Origin of the sequence: Delftia sp. K82 (assembly GCF_002193035.1) — a bacterium.
GTDB classification, from domain to species: domain Bacteria; phylum Pseudomonadota; class Gammaproteobacteria; order Burkholderiales; family Burkholderiaceae_C; genus Comamonas; species Comamonas acidovorans.
Genome location: NZ_MYFL01000001.1, coordinates 2,925,519 through 2,941,216, shown reverse-complemented (window position 1 = coordinate 2,941,216; position 15,698 = coordinate 2,925,519). Strand labels below are relative to the sequence as shown.

At 67.0% G+C, this 15,698-nt stretch carries 16 protein-coding genes; 9 read left to right on the top strand and 7 right to left on the bottom strand.

The window, feature by feature from the left end:
* Window positions 1-41: 41 nt before the first annotated feature.
* The 3 genes from KDK82_RS12955 to KDK82_RS12945 all read right to left on the bottom strand — a co-directional run bounded on the left by KDK82_RS12955 (window position 42) and on the right by KDK82_RS12945 (window position 3,604).
* Window positions 42-1,355, bottom strand: a complete 1,314-nt coding sequence (locus tag KDK82_RS12955) for a hypothetical protein (protein ID WP_034392346.1) — start codon at window positions 1,353-1,355, stop codon at window positions 42-44.
* A gap of 523 nt (window positions 1,356-1,878) precedes the next feature.
* Window positions 1,879-2,370 (bottom strand): response regulator transcription factor, encoded by a 492-nt coding sequence (locus KDK82_RS12950; protein ID WP_034392348.1) that lies wholly within the window; start codon window positions 2,368-2,370, stop codon window positions 1,879-1,881.
* Window positions 2,371-3,061: 691 nt separating this feature from the next.
* Window positions 3,062-3,604, bottom strand: a complete 543-nt coding sequence (locus tag KDK82_RS12945; RefSeq protein WP_012204944.1) for a MarR family winged helix-turn-helix transcriptional regulator — start codon at window positions 3,602-3,604, stop codon at window positions 3,062-3,064.
* Between the two features lie 61 nt (window positions 3,605-3,665).
* Here KDK82_RS12945 and KDK82_RS12940 point away from each other — a divergent pair, with 61 nt between their 5' ends.
* From KDK82_RS12940 to KDK82_RS12925, 4 genes are all read left to right on the top strand, one after another.
* Complete coding sequence (locus KDK82_RS12940) at window positions 3,666-4,565, top strand: EamA family transporter (RefSeq protein ID WP_179217902.1); 900 nt, start codon at window positions 3,666-3,668, stop codon at window positions 4,563-4,565.
* A gap of 45 nt (window positions 4,566-4,610) precedes the next feature.
* Window positions 4,611-5,246 (top strand): nitroreductase family protein, encoded by a 636-nt coding sequence (locus KDK82_RS12935; protein WP_088165123.1) that lies wholly within the window; start codon window positions 4,611-4,613, stop codon window positions 5,244-5,246.
* 75 nt (window positions 5,247-5,321) lie between these two features.
* Window positions 5,322-5,945, top strand: coding sequence for a dihydrofolate reductase family protein (locus tag KDK82_RS12930; RefSeq protein WP_088165122.1), 624 nt, complete (start codon window positions 5,322-5,324; stop codon window positions 5,943-5,945).
* The gene (locus tag KDK82_RS12925) at window positions 5,938-6,528 is read left to right on the top strand and encodes a TetR/AcrR family transcriptional regulator (RefSeq protein WP_088165121.1); all 591 of its coding nucleotides are present in this window, start codon (window positions 5,938-5,940) and stop codon (window positions 6,526-6,528) included. Before KDK82_RS12930 ends, KDK82_RS12925 begins: the two co-directional genes overlap by 8 nt.
* Here the strand turns inward: KDK82_RS12925 and KDK82_RS12920 are convergent.
* Complete coding sequence (locus KDK82_RS12920) at window positions 6,525-7,196, bottom strand: metalloregulator ArsR/SmtB family transcription factor (RefSeq protein WP_071955213.1); 672 nt, start codon at window positions 7,194-7,196, stop codon at window positions 6,525-6,527. The genes KDK82_RS12925 and KDK82_RS12920 overlap by 4 nt on opposite strands.
* A 114-nt stretch (window positions 7,197-7,310) precedes the next feature.
* Here KDK82_RS12920 and KDK82_RS12915 point away from each other — a divergent pair, with 114 nt between their 5' ends.
* Entirely contained in the window at window positions 7,311-7,811 is a 501-nt protein-coding gene (locus KDK82_RS12915; protein WP_088165120.1) for a DUF2938 domain-containing protein, read from the top strand.
* A gap of 19 nt (window positions 7,812-7,830) precedes the next feature.
* Here KDK82_RS12915 and KDK82_RS12910 read toward each other — a convergent pair whose 3' ends face one another.
* Window positions 7,831-8,718: a LysR family transcriptional regulator gene (locus KDK82_RS12910; RefSeq protein WP_034398388.1), complete on the bottom strand. Its 888-nt coding sequence runs from the start codon at window positions 8,716-8,718 to the stop codon at window positions 7,831-7,833.
* Window positions 8,719-8,857: 139 nt separating this feature from the next.
* On the opposite strand from KDK82_RS12910, the gene KDK82_RS12905 reads away from it, so the two are divergent.
* Window positions 8,858-10,411, top strand: coding sequence for an MFS transporter (locus KDK82_RS12905; protein ID WP_088165119.1), 1,554 nt, complete (start codon window positions 8,858-8,860; stop codon window positions 10,409-10,411).
* On the opposite strand, the gene KDK82_RS12900 is transcribed toward KDK82_RS12905, so the two are convergent.
* Window positions 10,404-10,763 carry a hypothetical protein gene (locus KDK82_RS12900; protein WP_088165118.1) on the bottom strand — a complete coding sequence of 120 codons (360 nt, stop codon included), beginning with the start codon at window positions 10,761-10,763 and terminating at the stop codon, window positions 10,404-10,406. The genes KDK82_RS12905 and KDK82_RS12900 overlap by 8 nt on opposite strands.
* 245 nt (window positions 10,764-11,008) lie before the next feature.
* Here KDK82_RS12900 and nikR point away from each other — a divergent pair, with 245 nt between their 5' ends.
* From nikR to KDK82_RS12885, 3 genes are all read left to right on the top strand, one after another.
* Window positions 11,009-11,467 carry a nickel-responsive transcriptional regulator NikR gene (nikR, locus tag KDK82_RS12895; RefSeq protein WP_088165117.1) on the top strand — a complete coding sequence of 153 codons (459 nt, stop codon included), beginning with the start codon at window positions 11,009-11,011 and terminating at the stop codon, window positions 11,465-11,467.
* Window positions 11,468-11,590: 123 nt separating this feature from the next.
* Window positions 11,591-13,615, top strand: a complete 2,025-nt coding sequence (locus KDK82_RS12890; RefSeq protein ID WP_256974473.1) for a TonB-dependent receptor — start codon at window positions 11,591-11,593, stop codon at window positions 13,613-13,615.
* A gap of 10 nt (window positions 13,616-13,625) precedes the next feature.
* Window positions 13,626-14,342 carry a DUF4198 domain-containing protein gene (locus tag KDK82_RS12885; protein ID WP_088165115.1) on the top strand — a complete coding sequence of 239 codons (717 nt, stop codon included), beginning with the start codon at window positions 13,626-13,628 and terminating at the stop codon, window positions 14,340-14,342.
* A 33-nt stretch (window positions 14,343-14,375) separates the two neighbouring features.
* Here KDK82_RS12885 and KDK82_RS12880 read toward each other — a convergent pair whose 3' ends face one another.
* Window positions 14,376-15,674 (bottom strand): D-amino acid dehydrogenase, encoded by a 1,299-nt coding sequence (locus KDK82_RS12880; RefSeq protein WP_047217290.1) that lies wholly within the window; start codon window positions 15,672-15,674, stop codon window positions 14,376-14,378.
* Window positions 15,675-15,698 lie beyond the last annotated feature (24 nt).

Below are 15,698 nucleotides of genomic sequence, written 5' to 3'. Positions count from 1 at the left end.
GGGCGGGACCCGCCAGTCCCGCCCACCCGCTGGTCTTCAGGTCAATGGATGCCCGGGAAGTCGACGATCACGCCGATGATTTGCGGGTTCACCGAGGTGCTGCTGCCCTTGAAGGTATTGGCCTGTGCGGTGCTCTTGGTGTACTCGGACTGGTGACCGCCCGTGCCACCGAAGGTGAAGGGCCCGATGCGCACACCCGCGCTGCCCTCGAAGGCCTGCTTGTTCTGCTGATAGGTGTTGGCGCTCATCGTGATCTCGAACGAAGGCTTGTAGACGACCAGCAGCTCGGACACCCGTGCCGCGACGATGCCGTTCGGGCCGAACAGGGAGCTCGACCCCGGGCCACCGTTGGCCACCCACGGGGCGACGATGGTGTAGCCCTGGCCGTTCGGCCCCTGCTGTGCCTTGGCCAGTTCGCTCATGAAGCCGCCGGGGTACCAGTCGCCCGGATTCACCTTCACGCGCGTGGAGGACTCGCAGCTGATCTTCACGGCCGAGCTCGAGTCCTGGTTGAACAGGTCGGACTTGCTCCAGCCGCCCGATGCGTTGACGCTCCAGAAGAAGTTGCCAACGCTGGTCGAGCCCTTGGCAAACGAGGACTTGAAGTCGCTGCTCGATTGCGAAGATTTCATCGCGATCGAGAACGCGCCTGCACTGCCATTGCTGAGCGCTGCGCGCCAGTCCGCGCCCGTCGTGTCGATGTGGAAGTCCGGCTGCCAGCGCAGGATGCCCGAGCCATCCGGCACCTTGGTCCAGCCTGCCGGTGCGTTGTTTGAGGCAGGGTCGCCCGACGGAATCTGCATCATGTCGATGGCGCGCTGCAGATCGCTGGGCATGCTGGCCCGCTCCAGCTCCATCTTCATCTTGACCGCCTGGTTGTAGGCGTTGGTGGCCGCCTGGATGGTCGTAATGTAGGCAGCAGCCTCCGGCGCGTTGTTGATCCACGTGCTGATGTCAGGGTAGCGGGCCGCGAATATCAAGCCGCCGTTCTGCTTTGAACTCAGGTAGAACTGGTTCATGTCGCTGTTGGCCTTGGCCATCGCATTGCTTTTCTGGACGCACAGGTTGGCCAGCTCCGTCTGATTGGCCTGCTGCTCGGGGCTGACCTTGAATGTCACGTGACCAAAGATCTGGCGAACGGCGTCGAAGAGCGTTGCATCGAGGCTGCCGTACTGGCCGATCGCGGACCACTGCGGCATGCCGCTGACGATCTGATAGGCGGCCGGGTCCCATTGCCCGGTCGGAGCCGTGCCCCAGCTGAAGTCCTTGGGGGTGCCAAGCAACTGGAAATTCGGGGTGCCGAGATTATCGACAAGGGCGTTGTACAACTGGCTGAACATGGCTTGATCTGACATGGCGTGCAATTCCTGAAATTGAATGGATAGGGAGCGACATGAGGTTTGACGTCATGAACGCTTTTCTTTGCCAATGAGAATGATTGCCCGGTATTGGGCCTAAGGCATGAGGTGCTTGGGAGAAATCGCAGGTGGTGACCGCGAAGAATGATTCATGGCGGGATACTCCTTTGAGTTGCGTGCAGGAATCCGACACGTGGGTGCCGGGAAGATGCCTCGACGGATGCGGACCGTAGAGACGAAGAAACTAAAAGGCGTAAAGACTGAAAGGCGAAGAGATATGAGCTTCTGCAGTCGTTCAAGGCTCGCGCGGATATTCCATGTCAACCGCGCAAACCTGAAATGCAATGGTGCCTGCTGCAGCCGCCATAAGGAGATTGCTCGCCCTCCGGTTGATCAAAAGTCGCGAAAGTCAATGTCCGCGATTCGTTGGACTCATCATGCCCAATTGCACCAGGAGGGTGGAATACTTCCAATGTCGTATTCGGTGAGCACGGACAGGCGATGCACGCTGGCCTGGATATCAGATGCTGCCGCCATTGCGAGTTGCCGTTGGCGCGAATGTCTGCAATTGGGCGGTGCTTGTCAGGCCCAGTTTGCGCAGAATGTTTTCGCGATGCTTGCGCACGGTCAAGTCGCTGAGGTAAAGCGAACGTGCGATCTCCTTGCTGGTCTGGCCCGCCAGCACGTGCACCATCACCTCCTGCTCGCGGGGAGACAGAGGGAGCGGTGAGCGGGCAGCGCTCAACCAGCCTTGCCGCCTGGCATGCGTGACGAGTTCTACGGCATTGCGCAGGCCCAGCCGCGTGCACATATTGCTGCGGTGCTTGCGTACCGTGTGTTCGCTGATGCCCAGCGTGTGCGCAATGTCCCTGCAGCCGAGGCCTTTGGCCATCGCTTCGAGTACATCGATTTCGCGCGCGGTGAGCGCAGACGCGATGACTTCATCTGCTATTGGATGCGCAGCATCGAGATGGCATTCGCTATTTGCCAAAGCTATTTCCGATCTATCCATGGTATGTCTCCCATTTTTTATGTGCCGATGCCATAGGGCTATTCCACGCCGAAGCCTCGGCGAGACTGCTTTGCACAGTGCCGTTTGAAAGATTGAATAACTCGCTAAACCGCCTGTTTACCGCCTGAGTAAACTGACGTCATGCCATTCGTGTGAAAATTGTGCGGTAAAGGATCAGCCGAAAAAAGCCTGAACATTGGACGATTGAAAATCGCGCGCATTCAGCCTGTGGCAGCCTTTTGTATCCAAGGCGGGAGATTAGTAAACCATTATCAAGATGGTGTGGTGCGTTGAGGGAGTATCAAAGTCGTTTGAGAATCTGTTATCGCCATTTCACCGTTGGAATGGACATCTTAGTGGAAATCTTTGGTGAAATCATTACATCTGGCTACAAAAATTCGACACCAAGGTTTTTGCAGCAGATTGTGGGAAAGCCAATGGTCTTCTGTGGGTCGCGCTTGCGTGATCAGGATTTTCTGGCATTGCCCATCCGAGTCCAGGATGCGGGCTGTTGCGCAGGTCTTGAGACATGCGCGTAAGCAATTCCTGCCATGGCGTATCGAGAAGCGGCTGGGTGCCTGCGACGTGCTTCAAGGGAAGCACCTCTTTTGCCAAAAGCGTTCCCGGGTCATGACGAAGGGCGTGAGCACCACGACCGTCGCCAGTCCCAATGACCTGGATATACGCCAGTTCAGGGGGCAGGGCGAGTGCCCTCGTCAGGCCCGCCCTCCAGCACGCGCAGCAGCTGGGACAGCCGCTGGTCCAGCGCGGCCAGTTCGGCAACGGGCATGGGCGCCAGCATGGCGCGCTCGTTGTCCAGGTGCGCTTCCACCGCGCGGTCTATCAGCTCCAGCCCCTGGTCGGTGAGCTGCACCAGCATGCTGCGCGCGTCCTGCGGGTTGGGCAGGCGCTGCACCAGGCCGCGCGTCTCCAGGCTTTTCATGCGGTGGGTCATGGTGCCCGAGGTGACCATGAGCGTGGAAAACAGGGCCGTGGGCGTGAGGCAGAAGGGCGCGCCCGAGCGGCGCAGCGTGGCCAGCACGTCGAATTCCCACATGGTCATGCCGAAGCGCGCAAAGCACTCTTCCAGCCGTTGCTCCAGCAGGGCGGCGCAGCGCTTGATACGGCCGATGGGGCCCATGGGGCTGGCGTCCAGGTCGGGGCGTTCGCGTGCCCATTGTTCGAGGATGGTGTCTACCCGGTCGGGCAGGCGGGGGAGGGTGGGTTTCGGCATTTGTCTTGATTTTAAGATAAGTCGTGCATAATGGATTTGTCTTGAATTGAAGATAAATGCCATGTCCTACTCGCCATCCTCCTCCGCCTCACCCTCGGCCAGCCCCGCCCTGTCCTGGCGCGACATCCTGCTGACCGCGCTGGCGCCCGCCATCTGGGGCTCCACCTACATCGTCACTTCCGAATTGCTGCCGCCAGACCGTCCGTTCACGGCTGCGCTGATCCGCGTGCTGCCGGCCGGGCTGCTGCTGGTGCTCTTCACGCGGCGGCTGCCCGTGGGCTCGGGCTGGTGGCGGCTGCTGGTGCTGGGCGCACTGAACATCGGCGTGTTCCAGGCGCTGTTGTTTGTGGCGGCCTACCGGCTGCCGGGCGGGCTGGCGGCCGTGCTGGGTGCCGTGCAGCCGCTGCTGGTGATGGCGCTGGCCTGGGGCGTGGACGGGCGGGTCCCCGCGCGGCTGACGTTGTGGGCCGCCGTGGCGGGCATTGCGGGCATGGCGGTGTTGCTGCTGTCGCCGCAGACGGTGTTCGAGCCTGTGGGCATGGCGGCGGCATTGGCGGGTGCGGTGTGCATGGCGGCCGGCACCTGGCTCACGCGGCGCTGGCGCGTGGACTTGCCAGTGCTGGCGCTGACGGGCTGGCAACTGCTGTTTGGCGGGCTGATGCTGCTGCCGCTGGCCTGGTGGGTGGATGCGCCGCTGCCCGCGCTGTCGCTCACCCAGCTGGGCGCCTATGCCTACCTGTGTCTTGCCGGCGCGCTGCTGGCCTATGTGCTGTGGTTTCGCGGCATCGGGCGCCTGCCTTCAGTGGCCGTGTCTTCGCTGGGCCTGCTGAGTCCGCTCACCGCCGTGGTCCTGGGCTGGGCGCTGCTGTCGCAGTCCATGACGGGCATGTCCTTCCTGGGCCTGCTGGTGGTGCTGGCCAGCGTGCTGGCGGTGCAGTGGTCTGCTTCGCGCGGCGCCTGAGTTTTTGCACTGAGTTCTTTCTCTTTTTCCCACCGAGCGTTTCACATGACTTCTTCCGCACTTTCCTCCATGCCCATCGGGCAGGCCATCGCTTCGCGCATTTCCGCAGACCGTTTCGAGCCGGGCTGCCCGTTGGCCGATGAGACGCTGGCCGCGCTGGTGGCCCAGGCCTCGCTGTCCCCGTCGGCCTACAACCTGCAGAACTGGCGCTTCATTGCCGTGCGCACACCCGAGGCCAAGGCGCGGCTGAAGGCCGCCGCCTATGGGCAGCAGAAGGTGGAGGACGCCTCTGCCGTCTTCATCGTCTGCGGCACGCTGGCCGCGCATGCGCGGCTGGCGGAGTTCTTGCAGCCCAGCGTGGACGGCGGGCTGATGAGCCAGCGCACGGCCGATGGCTGGGTAGCCCAGGCCCAGGCCGCGCACGCGGACAACCTGCAGCTGCAGCGCGACGAGGCCGTGCGCTCAGCCTCGCTGGCGGCCATGACGCTGATGCTGTCCGCCCAGGGCCTGGGGCTGGCCAGCTGCCCCATGGTGGGATTCGATGCGGAACTGCTGGCAGCGGGCTTTGGCCTGCAGGCCCACGAACTGCCCGTGATGCTGGTCGCCGTGGGCCACGCGGCAGGCACGCCACGCCCCCAGAAGGCGCGCAGGCCGCTGGCCGACATCCTGGCCTATGCCTGAGCACGGGCATCGGTAGCCAGGGTGCCGCAGATTAATTATCATACGGTGTATGTTTAATTGGATGGAGAGACTGCCATGGCACCCGACAGGACACCCGCAAAAGCACACGGCAATGCGTTCGGCAATGCATTCGGCAAGGTCTTCATCGCCACTTCGGTCGATGGCTTCATTGCCCGGCCCGATGGTTCGCTGGACTGGCTGCCGGCCGGGGGCGATGGCGGCGAGGACTACGGCTACGCGGCCTTCATGAAGACGGTGGATGGCATCGTCATGGGCCGCTCCACCTATGAAAGCGTGCTGGGCTTCGACGGCTGGCCGTTTGAGAAACCCGTGGTGGTGATGAGCCGCACGCTGGGCGCGAGCGATGTGCCTGTGCACTTGCGCGGCAAGTTGCGCATCACGTCCGTCCAGCCTGCCCAACTGGTGGCCGAGCTGCGGGCCGAGGGCTGGAGCAGCGCCTATATCGACGGCGGCGCCGTGATCCGCGCCTTCCTGGCGGCGGGTGAGGTGGGCGAGATGACCATCACCCGCGTGCCCGTGCTGATCGGCGCGGGGCGGCCGCTGTTTGGCGATATTGGCTGCGATCTGCGGTTGACGTGCCTGGCCTCCCAGGCCTATCCCAGCGGCATGGTCAGCACGCGCTACCGGGTGGAGGCGGGCGGCCGGGTCATGGTGCGTAACGGTGGCGGCGATGAGTGAGCCGGCTGTATCGGCTGTACCGGCTGTATCGACTGCACAGGCTGCACGGCGCGGGCGCCCCTCGGCCGGGCGCTCGCTCAGCCGCGATCAGGTGCTGGATGCCGGGCTGGCCTTGCTGGAGGCCGTGGGCGCGCAGGGCTTTGGCCTGCGGCCGCTGGCGCGGCAGCTGGGCATTACGCCCATGTCGGTGATCCACCATGTGGGCGACCAGCAGGAATTGATGCGCAGCCTGGTGGAGCGCGTGCATGGCCAGCCGCTGGCCGAACCGCAGCCCGGGCTTGCGCCGGCGCAGCGCGTGCAGGCGCTGCTGGCGGGCTACATGGAGCGCGTGCGCCGCCATCCGGCGCTGACGGTGTGCATTCTGGGCGACCCGGCCCTGTTCACCGAGTCGCTGGCCGCCTTCACGCAGCGGCTGCGCGGCGAGGTGCAGCAGTGCGAGTCCAGCGATGACGATGCCGCCGTGCTGCTGGACTTGCTGATCGATTACACCCATGGCCATGCGCTGGCGCTGGCCCTGTCGGGCGAGGGCGCGCAGGCCTTGCATGGCCGGTTCGAGCAAGGGCTGGCGCGGCTGCTGCGCTAGGCGCCGGCCTCCACGCGCAGGCCGGCCTGCTGCCAGCCGGTGAAGCCTGCCTCGAAGCGCCGCGCCTCCCGGCCGCTGGCGCGCAGCGCCGTGACGGCATTGGCCGAGAGCACGCAGTACTGGCCCCCGCAATAGGCCACGATGTCCTTGTCGGGCGGCAGCGCGTCCAGCTCGCCTTCCAGCGCTTCCAGGGGAATGTTGACGGCCCCGGGCAGGTGGCCCTGGGCGAATTCCGCTGGCGGGCGCACGTCCAGCACGATGGTGTCGTCCATCTGCATGCGCTGCAGCAGCTCGTCCAGCGCAACGGCTTGCAGGCGGTCACGCTGGCGCAGGCTGTCGGAGACCACGGCGCGGATCTCGGCGTGGCGGAATTGCAGATAGTCGTGCAGCGCATCGATGATGCCGGTGATGGGCCCGTCGCCCAGCCGGTACAGCACATGCTTGCCCTCGCGCCGTGTGAGCACCATGCCCGCGCGCTTGAGGTGCTGCAGGTGCTGGGAGGTGTTGGCCACGGACAGCCCGCACAGCTCGGCCAGGCGCTCCACGGGCTGCTCGCCTTCGGCCGCATGGCTCAGCAAGGTGAGGCGGTGGGCATGGCCCAGGGTGCGCGCCAGGTCGGCCAGGTCGGGGAAGGCCTCGATCGGTACAGGGCTGCTTGACGGATTCATGGGGGATAGCCTAGCATCACGCAAACATTCAATCAATTAATTGAATGTATTGTTCATTGTGCATGCGGTGGCATCCAAGGAGGCCGCTGCAAACCTGCAAGAGAGTGAAAAGACATGCTGGATGTGCCGGAATTCCTGCTGCGCGCCGTGCTGACGGGCGCAGGCGCGACCTTGGTGATGGATGTGTGGGCGCTGCTGCTGCAGCGTCTGTGGGGCGTGCCTTCGCTGGACTACGCCATGGTGGGCCGCTGGCTGGGCCATCTGCCGCGCGGCCGGCTGGTGCATGCCGGTATCGGCCGGTCCGCGCCGGTGGCGGGTGAGAAGGCCCTGGGCTGGGTGGCGCACTATGCGATCGGTGTGGCCTTTGCTGCGGCTCTGCTGGCCCTGGCGGGTGAGGGCTGGGCCCGGGCGCCCACGCTGTGGCCGGCCCTGGCCTGGGGCGTGTTCACCGTGGCCGCACCCTTCCTGGCGCTGCAGCCCTGCATGGGGGCGGGGCTGTTTGCCCGCAAGACACCCAAGCCCGCCTTGGCGCGGCTGCGCAGCCTGATGGCGCACACGGTGTTCGGCCTGGGCCTGTTCATCGCGGCCTGGGCCGTCTCGCAACTGCGGGGCTGAGCGGATGCGCTGACCCGGTTCAGGCAAACAGCCTGTGCGCCATGAATTCGAGAAAGGCCCTGACCTTGGGCGAGAGGTCGCGGCCCGGGGGCCAGACCATCCAGACCGTGCCCTGGGCGTTGGCGGTGAACGGGTCGAGCACGGTCTGCAGCAGGCCCTGCTCCAGCTGGCGGGCCACGGTGAAGTCCGGCAGGCAGGCAATGCCCTGGCCGCGCAGCGCCAGGAAGATGCGCATCTCCACGCTGTTGCAGACCACGCTGGAGGGCAGCGCGGGCGGGGCGGTGTCGTCGTCATTTCCCAAGGGCCAGCGCTCCAGCCGGCCGGTGGCCGGATAGCGGTAGTGCAGGCATTGGTGGCGGGCCAGGTCGGCAGGTTGCGCCGGCCTGCCATGGCGCTGGAAATAGGCGGGCGAGCCCACCAGCACGCGCCGGAAGCCGCCCAGCCGCCGGTGCTTGAGGCCCGAGTCCTGCAGCGGCGCGGCGCGTATGGCCACGTCAAAGCCGTCGCCGATCACATCGACCAGATGGTCCGAGAAGTTCAGGTCCAGTTCGACCTCGGGGTACTCCAGCAGGAAGTCCGAGAGCGCCTGCTCGAACAAACCGCAGTGGCGTGGCAGGCTGACCTTGAGCCGGCCCTGGGGCCGCTCGCCCGCATGGCGCAGTTCCTGCTGCGCGGCCTCGACCTCGCAGAGGATGCGCCGGCAGCGCTCCAGAAAGCGTTCGCCCTCGGCCGTGAGTGCCAGCGTGCGCGTGCTGCGGTTGAACAGGCGCACGCCCAGGCGCTCCTCCAGCCGCGCCACGGCCTTGCCCACGGCCGAGGGCGACAGCCCCAGCTCGCGCGCCACGGCAGAGAAGCCCAGCCGCTCGGCCACGCGCACAAAGAGGCCGATGCTGCCCAGGCTGTCTATTTCCATGCGCTGTGTGAAGAGGTGAGTGAAGAAGATGATTTGAGACTCGGGTGTCTCAAGTATTCGGAAATAAAGATGGATTGTCTCAGATGAAGACGGGCCTACGCTGGCGGTCGTTTCTTGAAATGGCGCACAAACCATGTCTTCCCTCTCTCGCGGCAGCCCCCTCAAATGGCTGCAACTGCTGGCCGTCTGCCTGACGGGGCTGCTGATTCCCCTGAGCTTCACGGGCCCGGCCGTGGCCCTGCCTTCCATCCATGCCGAGCTGGGCGGCACGCCCTCCCAGCTGGGCTGGATCATGAATGCCTACATCCTGAGCTACGGCAGCGCCATGATGGTGGCCGGCAGCCTGACCGACATCCATGGCCGGCGCCGCCTGTGGCTGCTGGGGCTGGCCTGGTTCGGCCTGCTGAGCTTTGGCGTGGGCCTGGCAACCGATCTGCGCTGGGCCGATGGGCTGCGCCTGCTGCAGGGGCTGGGCGGGGCGGTGGCCTTTGCGGCGGCCATGTCCTCGCTGGCGCCGCTGTTCGAGGGCGCGGCGCGCATGCGGGCCTTCAGCCTGCTGGGCACGACCTTTGGCCTGGGCCTGGCCTTCGGCCCCTGGGTGTCGGGCCTGATGGTGGACAGCCTGGGCTGGCGCTGGGTGTTCCATGGGACGGGGCTGGTGGCGCTGCTGGGCCTGCCCATGGTGATGGTCAGCGCGCGGCGCGATGAAGCCGTGTCTGCCGACCGGCCCGACTGGCTGGGCGCAGCCCTGTTCACCCTGGCCCTGGGCGGCTTCACCTACGGCGTGCTGATGGTGCCCGAGCGCGGCTGGCTCCATGCCGAGGTGCTGGGGCCGCTGGCGCTGTCCGCCGTGCTGTTCGTGGTCTTCGTGGCGGTGCAGCGGCGCGTGGCCCGTCCGTTGCTGGATCTGTCGCTGTTCTCGCAGCCGCGCTTTCTGGGCGTGCAGTTGCTGGCAGCGTCACCGGCGTTTCTGTTCATCTCTCTGGTGGTCATGCTGCCCGGGCGCTTCATCGGCGTGGAGGGCCTCAGCCCGCTGGCGGCGGGCCGCATGATGGGCTGGCTGGCGGCGCCCTTGCTGGTGGTGCCGCTGCTGGCGGCCCTACTGGTGGGCCTGCTGTCGCGCTGGATCAGCCCGGGCCGGCTGTCGGCGGCCGGTCTGCTGCTGGCCGCGGCGGGCCTGTGGTGGCTGGCGGCTGCTTTCGGGCAAGGCGCCGGTCCGGCGTTGGCGCTGCCCTTGCTGCTGATAGGCACCGGCATTGGCCTGCCCTGGGGCCTGATGGACGGGCTGGCCGTGAGCACCGTGGCGCCAGACCGCGTGGGCATGGCCACGGGCATCTTCAACACCGTGCGCATCTCGGCGGACGGCGTGGCCCTGGCCGTGGCGGGCGCCGTGCTGTCGGTGCTGGTGGAGGGGCGGCTTGGCGGGCTGTCGCCCGATGCGGGCCTGCGGCGCGAGATGGCCGGGCAGCTTGCCCAGGCCGATCTGGCGCGCGCCGCCCAGGCGCTGCCGGGGCAGGACGGCTTGCTTGCGCAGATGTACGGCGCGGCCTTCCACGATCTGTTGCTGCTGCTGGCGGGGCTGGCGGTGGTCACGGCGCTGGCCGTGCTGTGGCTGCTGGAGCGCAAGGGCCGGGCCGTGTCTTCCCCGGAGCAACTGGCCCCGCAGGCCGGGCGCAGGCTCAGCTAGCAGGCTGCAACTGCACGCCCAGGCGCGAGAACAGGATCTGCCGGCCATCGCCCTGCAGGCGCTGTATCACCATGCCACCATCGCGGTGCAGGTAGATGCGCAGGGCGCTGCCGTTGCCGGGATCGTGGTCCAGGTAGCAGGGGTCCTTGTCCAGATCCTTCCAGCCGTGGAGTTCGACCAGCCTGCGTCCGGCGAGGCGGCGCAGCTCGGTCTCGGGGGCCGCGAAATAGCTGTGGGTCTGAAGCCACAGCGTGCGCAGCTGCTCGAAGGACTGTTCGCGCGAGGAACAGGCGGGCGCAGCCTCCAGCAGGGACAGCAGCATGTCCAGAAGCTGATCGAATGAATACTGCATGCCGCGCCCCTTTCAGCGATCGACGGTGCGCACTGCGCAACCTCGATCAGGGTAACCGGATATTGCGCGAATGTGAACAAAGCATGACCGTGGTGGTTTGTCGCTATTGCCAGCATGCGCCGACAGTGATTGGCGCGGGTGTTGCATGCATGGCACCGGCCTGGATGGCCGGACAATGGCCGGCACATCCTGCGTGATGCCGACCTTTTTTGTTCCCGCCACCTGTTTCCCCACTTCTGCTGCCCATGGAACGCTTCACCATCTCCATCGACGACGACCTGGCCCGTGATTTCGACGCATGGATCGCCGCGCGCGGCTACGACAACCGCTCCGAGGCCATCCGCGACGTGCTGCGCGCCCACCTGGCCCAGGTGCGCGAGCGCGAGGACGCCGACGGCCTGTGCGTGGCCAACCTGTCCTATGTCTACAACCACCACGAGCGCGACCTGTCCGAGCGCCTGGCCAGCCTGCAGCATGACCACCATGAGCTGCACATGGCCACCACCCATGTGCACCTGGACCACGAGCAATGCATTGAAACCGTCATGCTGCGCGGCCCGGCCAGCGCCGTGCGGCGCTTTGCCGACACCATCACGGCCGAGCGCGGCGTGCACCACGGCCAGCTCAACGTGGTGATGGTGCGCAGGGCAGAGCCTGGCGGGCACGATCACGGGCACCACCATCCGCATTCGCACGACGATTGAGGCAGTCCGGGGCCGGGCGCGCAGCCCCTGTCATGCAGGTCGGTATGAAGTTTGCTTTTTTCTTCATACAACTCTTGGACCCGCATGACACATCCTCTGAAATTTCCTTCTCGGCCCTGCGCCTTGCACCAGATTGCGGCGGCCGGCCTGCTGGGGCTGGCCGCCATTCCCCAGGCTGGTGCACAGCAGGCGACGGATGCCTCGCCCAGCCTGCAGCCTGTCGAGGTCAAGGGCCAGACCGCGCGCGGCGCCTCGGCCGCCTACACCACCAGCGTGATCGAGGCCGAGGACATCGCCAACGCCCATGTCAGCCATCCGCAGGAGCTGCTGCGCCAGGTGCCGGGCATGAATGTGCAGAATTACCAGCTGTCCGGCGTGGGTGACGCCATCGTCATGCGCGGCTTCGGCGGTGGCGGCCATGGCGGCGACGTGGGCGTGGTGCTGGACGGCATTCCACTGAACGAGGCCATGTCGCATGCTGACGGCTATGTGGACCTGGGCGTGATCGTGCCGCTGGAGATGGAGCGCATCAGCATCTACAAGGGTCCCGTGTCCGCGCTGTACGGCAACTTCAACCGTGCAGGGCTGATGGCGATAGAGACGCGCAAGCAGGGCGACTACACCCCCTACCGCGAGGCTGATGTCAGCCTGTCCTCCCACGGCACGCTGGACGCGCAGGGCGCCCTGGGGCTGAAGCTGGGGGAGGGCGAATTCCTGAACCTGGCGGCCCAGCACTACCGCACCGATGGATTTCGCGCGCAGTCGCAGTTCCAGCGCAGCACGGCGGCCCTGCGCTGGAGCAAGCGGCTCACGCCGCAGCTGGAGGTGGCGCTGTCGGCACGGCTGCACCATGGTGAGGGCGATTCGCCGTCGTACCTGACAGCGGGGCAGTTCGCGCGCGATCCGCAAGGCATGGACCCGCGCGCCATGAACGATGGCACGCGCAAGAACTTCGCCACGCTGCGGGCCGATGTGCAGTACGCGCTTTCGCCCCGGCTGACCTGGCTGGGCCATGCCTACACCACGCAGCAGAGCTTCACGCGCTGGTTCAGCCGGCCCATCGACGCACTGCAGTGGCGCCAGCGCGAGGAAAGCTATGACCGCGCCGTCTACGGCGCCGGCACCAGCCTCAATGGCCGCCATGTCACGGCGCTGACCCCGCTCAACTGGGTGGCCGGGCTGGAGGCCGTGCGCGAATCCACCGACTACCAGTTCTACGACGGCCTGCAATGGCGCGAGCGCACGGGCGCAGCCATTGACGACCGCAATTCCAGGCTCAACACCCTCTCGGCCTTTGCCGAGGTGGATGCGCCCGTTCACCGCCTGCTGCAGCTGTCCGCCGGCCTGCGCTGGGACCGCTTCACGGGCGGCTGCCGTCCCAACGGCCCCGAAACGGGCAGCGACCCCTGCGGCCCGCTGGCGCGCACGGCGCATGCCAGCCCCAAGCTGGGCCTGCGCTCGCAGGTGGCGCCGGGTGTGCTGCTGCGCGCCAGCTGGTCCGAGGGATTTGCGCTGGCCAGCGATTTCGCCAAGTACGCGCTGGGCGCCGCGCGGCTCGATCCCAATATCTTTCGGCAGACCGAAGTGGGCGCGCAGATCAAGCCCATGCCGGGCCTGGTGCTGGATGTGGCCGCCTATCGGCTGCAGTCCTCGGGCGAGATCCGCAACGTGGCGCCTGGCGTGTACGAGAACTTCGGCGCCACGCGCCGCACGGGCGTGGAGGCCAGCGCGCTGTGGGCCGTGCGCAAGAACCTGGACCTGCAACTGGCCTGGGGCAGCGCCCATTCGCGCGTGACCGAGAACGGCAACCCGGCCCTGGTCGGCAACCAGGTGGCCGGCGTGCCCCGGCAGACTGCCACCGTGGGCCTGGCCTGGCGCCCGCTGGCGCAGTGGGAGGGCACGCTGACCTGGCGCCGCGTGGGCCGCTATGCCGTCACGGCCGACAACAGCGTGTTCTACGGCGGATACGCCACCTGGGACCTGGGCCTGAGCTGGCGCCTGCCTTCGGCGCGCAGCCGCATCTATGCCGTGGTCTCCAACCTGGGGGACAAGGCCTATGCCACGTCGGCCTCGGTCATCCGCGGCGTGCCGCTGTTCGCGCCCGGCGCGCCGCGCACGCTCAAGGTCGGCGTGCAGACACAGTTTTGAGGAGGAAAAAATGAAATCCAACCCCTGTTTCGCATCCGTTGCAACCGCCGCATTCGTGGTCCTGCTGGCCTGCGCGCCGCTGGCCCAGGCCCACAACGTCTGGCTGGAGCCCGACGCCGACGGCGCCTACACCGTGCAGTTCGGCGGCCATGAGGGCAAGCTGGAGAACTTTGCGGCCGGCAAGCTCAAGAGCGTTGAGGCCTATGACGCGCGCGGCCGCCGCATCGACGTGGCCGTGCAGCCCGTGCCCGGCGGTGCCCGCGCCACGCCGGCCCGCAAGGCCGCGCTGCTGGCCGCGCATTTCGACAACGGATTTTTCAGCCGCGTGGGCGAGGGGCCGATGGTTGAAAAGCCCATGACCGAGAACCCCGGCGCCACCAGCGGCGTGCATGCGCTCAAGTTCCACAAGACCATCCTCGAATGGGGCCCGGTCACCCGCGAGAAGCTGGGCCAGACCCTGGAGATCATCGCCAAGACCCGCCGCTCGCCCCACGCGGGCGAGCCCCAGCAATTCCAGGTGCTGCTGAACGGCCAGCCCCGGGCCGGCGTGCGGGTGTCGCTGGGAGAAAGCGGCCCGCCACTGGCAACCGATGCCGACGGCCTGGTGACCGTCACACCGCGTGCCGGCATGAACCAGCTGCTGGCCATCGTGCGCCTGCCCGTGGCAGGCGACGCGCGCACCACCAGCCTCAGCTACGAGTATCTGCTGGGGTTCTCGGCGCATTGAAGTGGGGGCGGTGCCCGGCCGCGCTCAGTACGCTCAGGCGGACACGGGCGTGGAGCTGCCCCCCAGGTGCCGGGCCGGCCGGTGCGTGTAGCGGTCCAGGGCCAGGCCGTCGGTGCTGATTTCGGGGCTGCGGCCGGTGATCAGGTCGGCGATCAGGCGGCCCGAGCCGCAGGCCATGGTCCAGCCCAGCGTACCGTGGCCGGTGTTCAGGAACAGGTTGGAGTAGCGCGTGGCGCCGATGATGGGCGTGCCGTCCGGCGTCATGGGCCGCAGCCCGGTCCAGAAGCTGGCGCGCGCCACATCGCCGCCCGGGAACAGGTCGTTGACCACCAGCTCCAGCGTGGCGCGGCGGCGCGGGTCCAGGCGCAGGTCGAACCCGCCCAGCTCGGCCATGCCGCCCACGCGGATGCGGTCGTCAAAGCGGGTGACGGCAATCTTGTAGGTCTCGTCCAGCACCGTGGACTGCGGCGCCAGCGCCGGGTTGCCCAGCGGCACGGTGAGCGAATAGCCCTTGACGGGGTAGACGGGCAGGTCCAGCCCCAGCGGCTCCAGCGCCTGGCGCGAGTAGCTGCCGAAGGCCATCACGTAGCGGTCGGCGGTCAGCAGCTCGCCATTCACGCGCACGCCGGCAATGCGGCCGCCTTCGACCACCAGGCCATCCACGTTCTGGTTGAAGCGCAACTCCACGCCCAGGCCGGTGGCGATGCGGGCCAGCTCGTTGGTGAAGCGGTGGCAGTCGCCGGTCTCATCCTTGGGCAGGCGCAGGCCGCCTGTCAGCCGGTCGCGCGCCTGGGCCAGGGCGGGCTCCACCTGGGCGAGCTGGTCGCGGTCCAGCAGCTCGAAGGGCACGGCGCATTCGCGCAGCACGGCCACATCGCGCCCCACGGCGTCCAGCTGGGCCTGGGTGCGGAACAGCTGCAAGGTGCCGCCCGTGCGCTGCTCGTAGGCGATGCCGGTGTCGGCGCGCAACTGCTGCAGGCAGCTGCGGCTGTACTCGGCCACGCGCATCATGCGTTCCTTGTTGACGGCGTAGCGCTGGGCCGAGCAGTTGCGCAGCATCTGCGCCATCCAGCGCAGCTGGAACAGGCTGCCGTCCAGGCGCACGGCCAGCGGCGCGTGTTCCTGCAGCATCCACTTCAGGGCCTTGAGCGGAATGCCGGGTGCCGCCCAGGGCGTGGAGTAGCCGGGCGAGACCTGGCCTGCGTTGGCAAAGCTGGTTTCGGACGCGGGCGCATCCTGCCGGTCCAGCACCGTGACCTCGGCACCGGCCCGCGCCAGGTAGTACGCACTGGTCACGCCGATGACACCGCCGCCAAGAACAAGGACTTTCATACGATTCACCGCCAGGTCAACAAG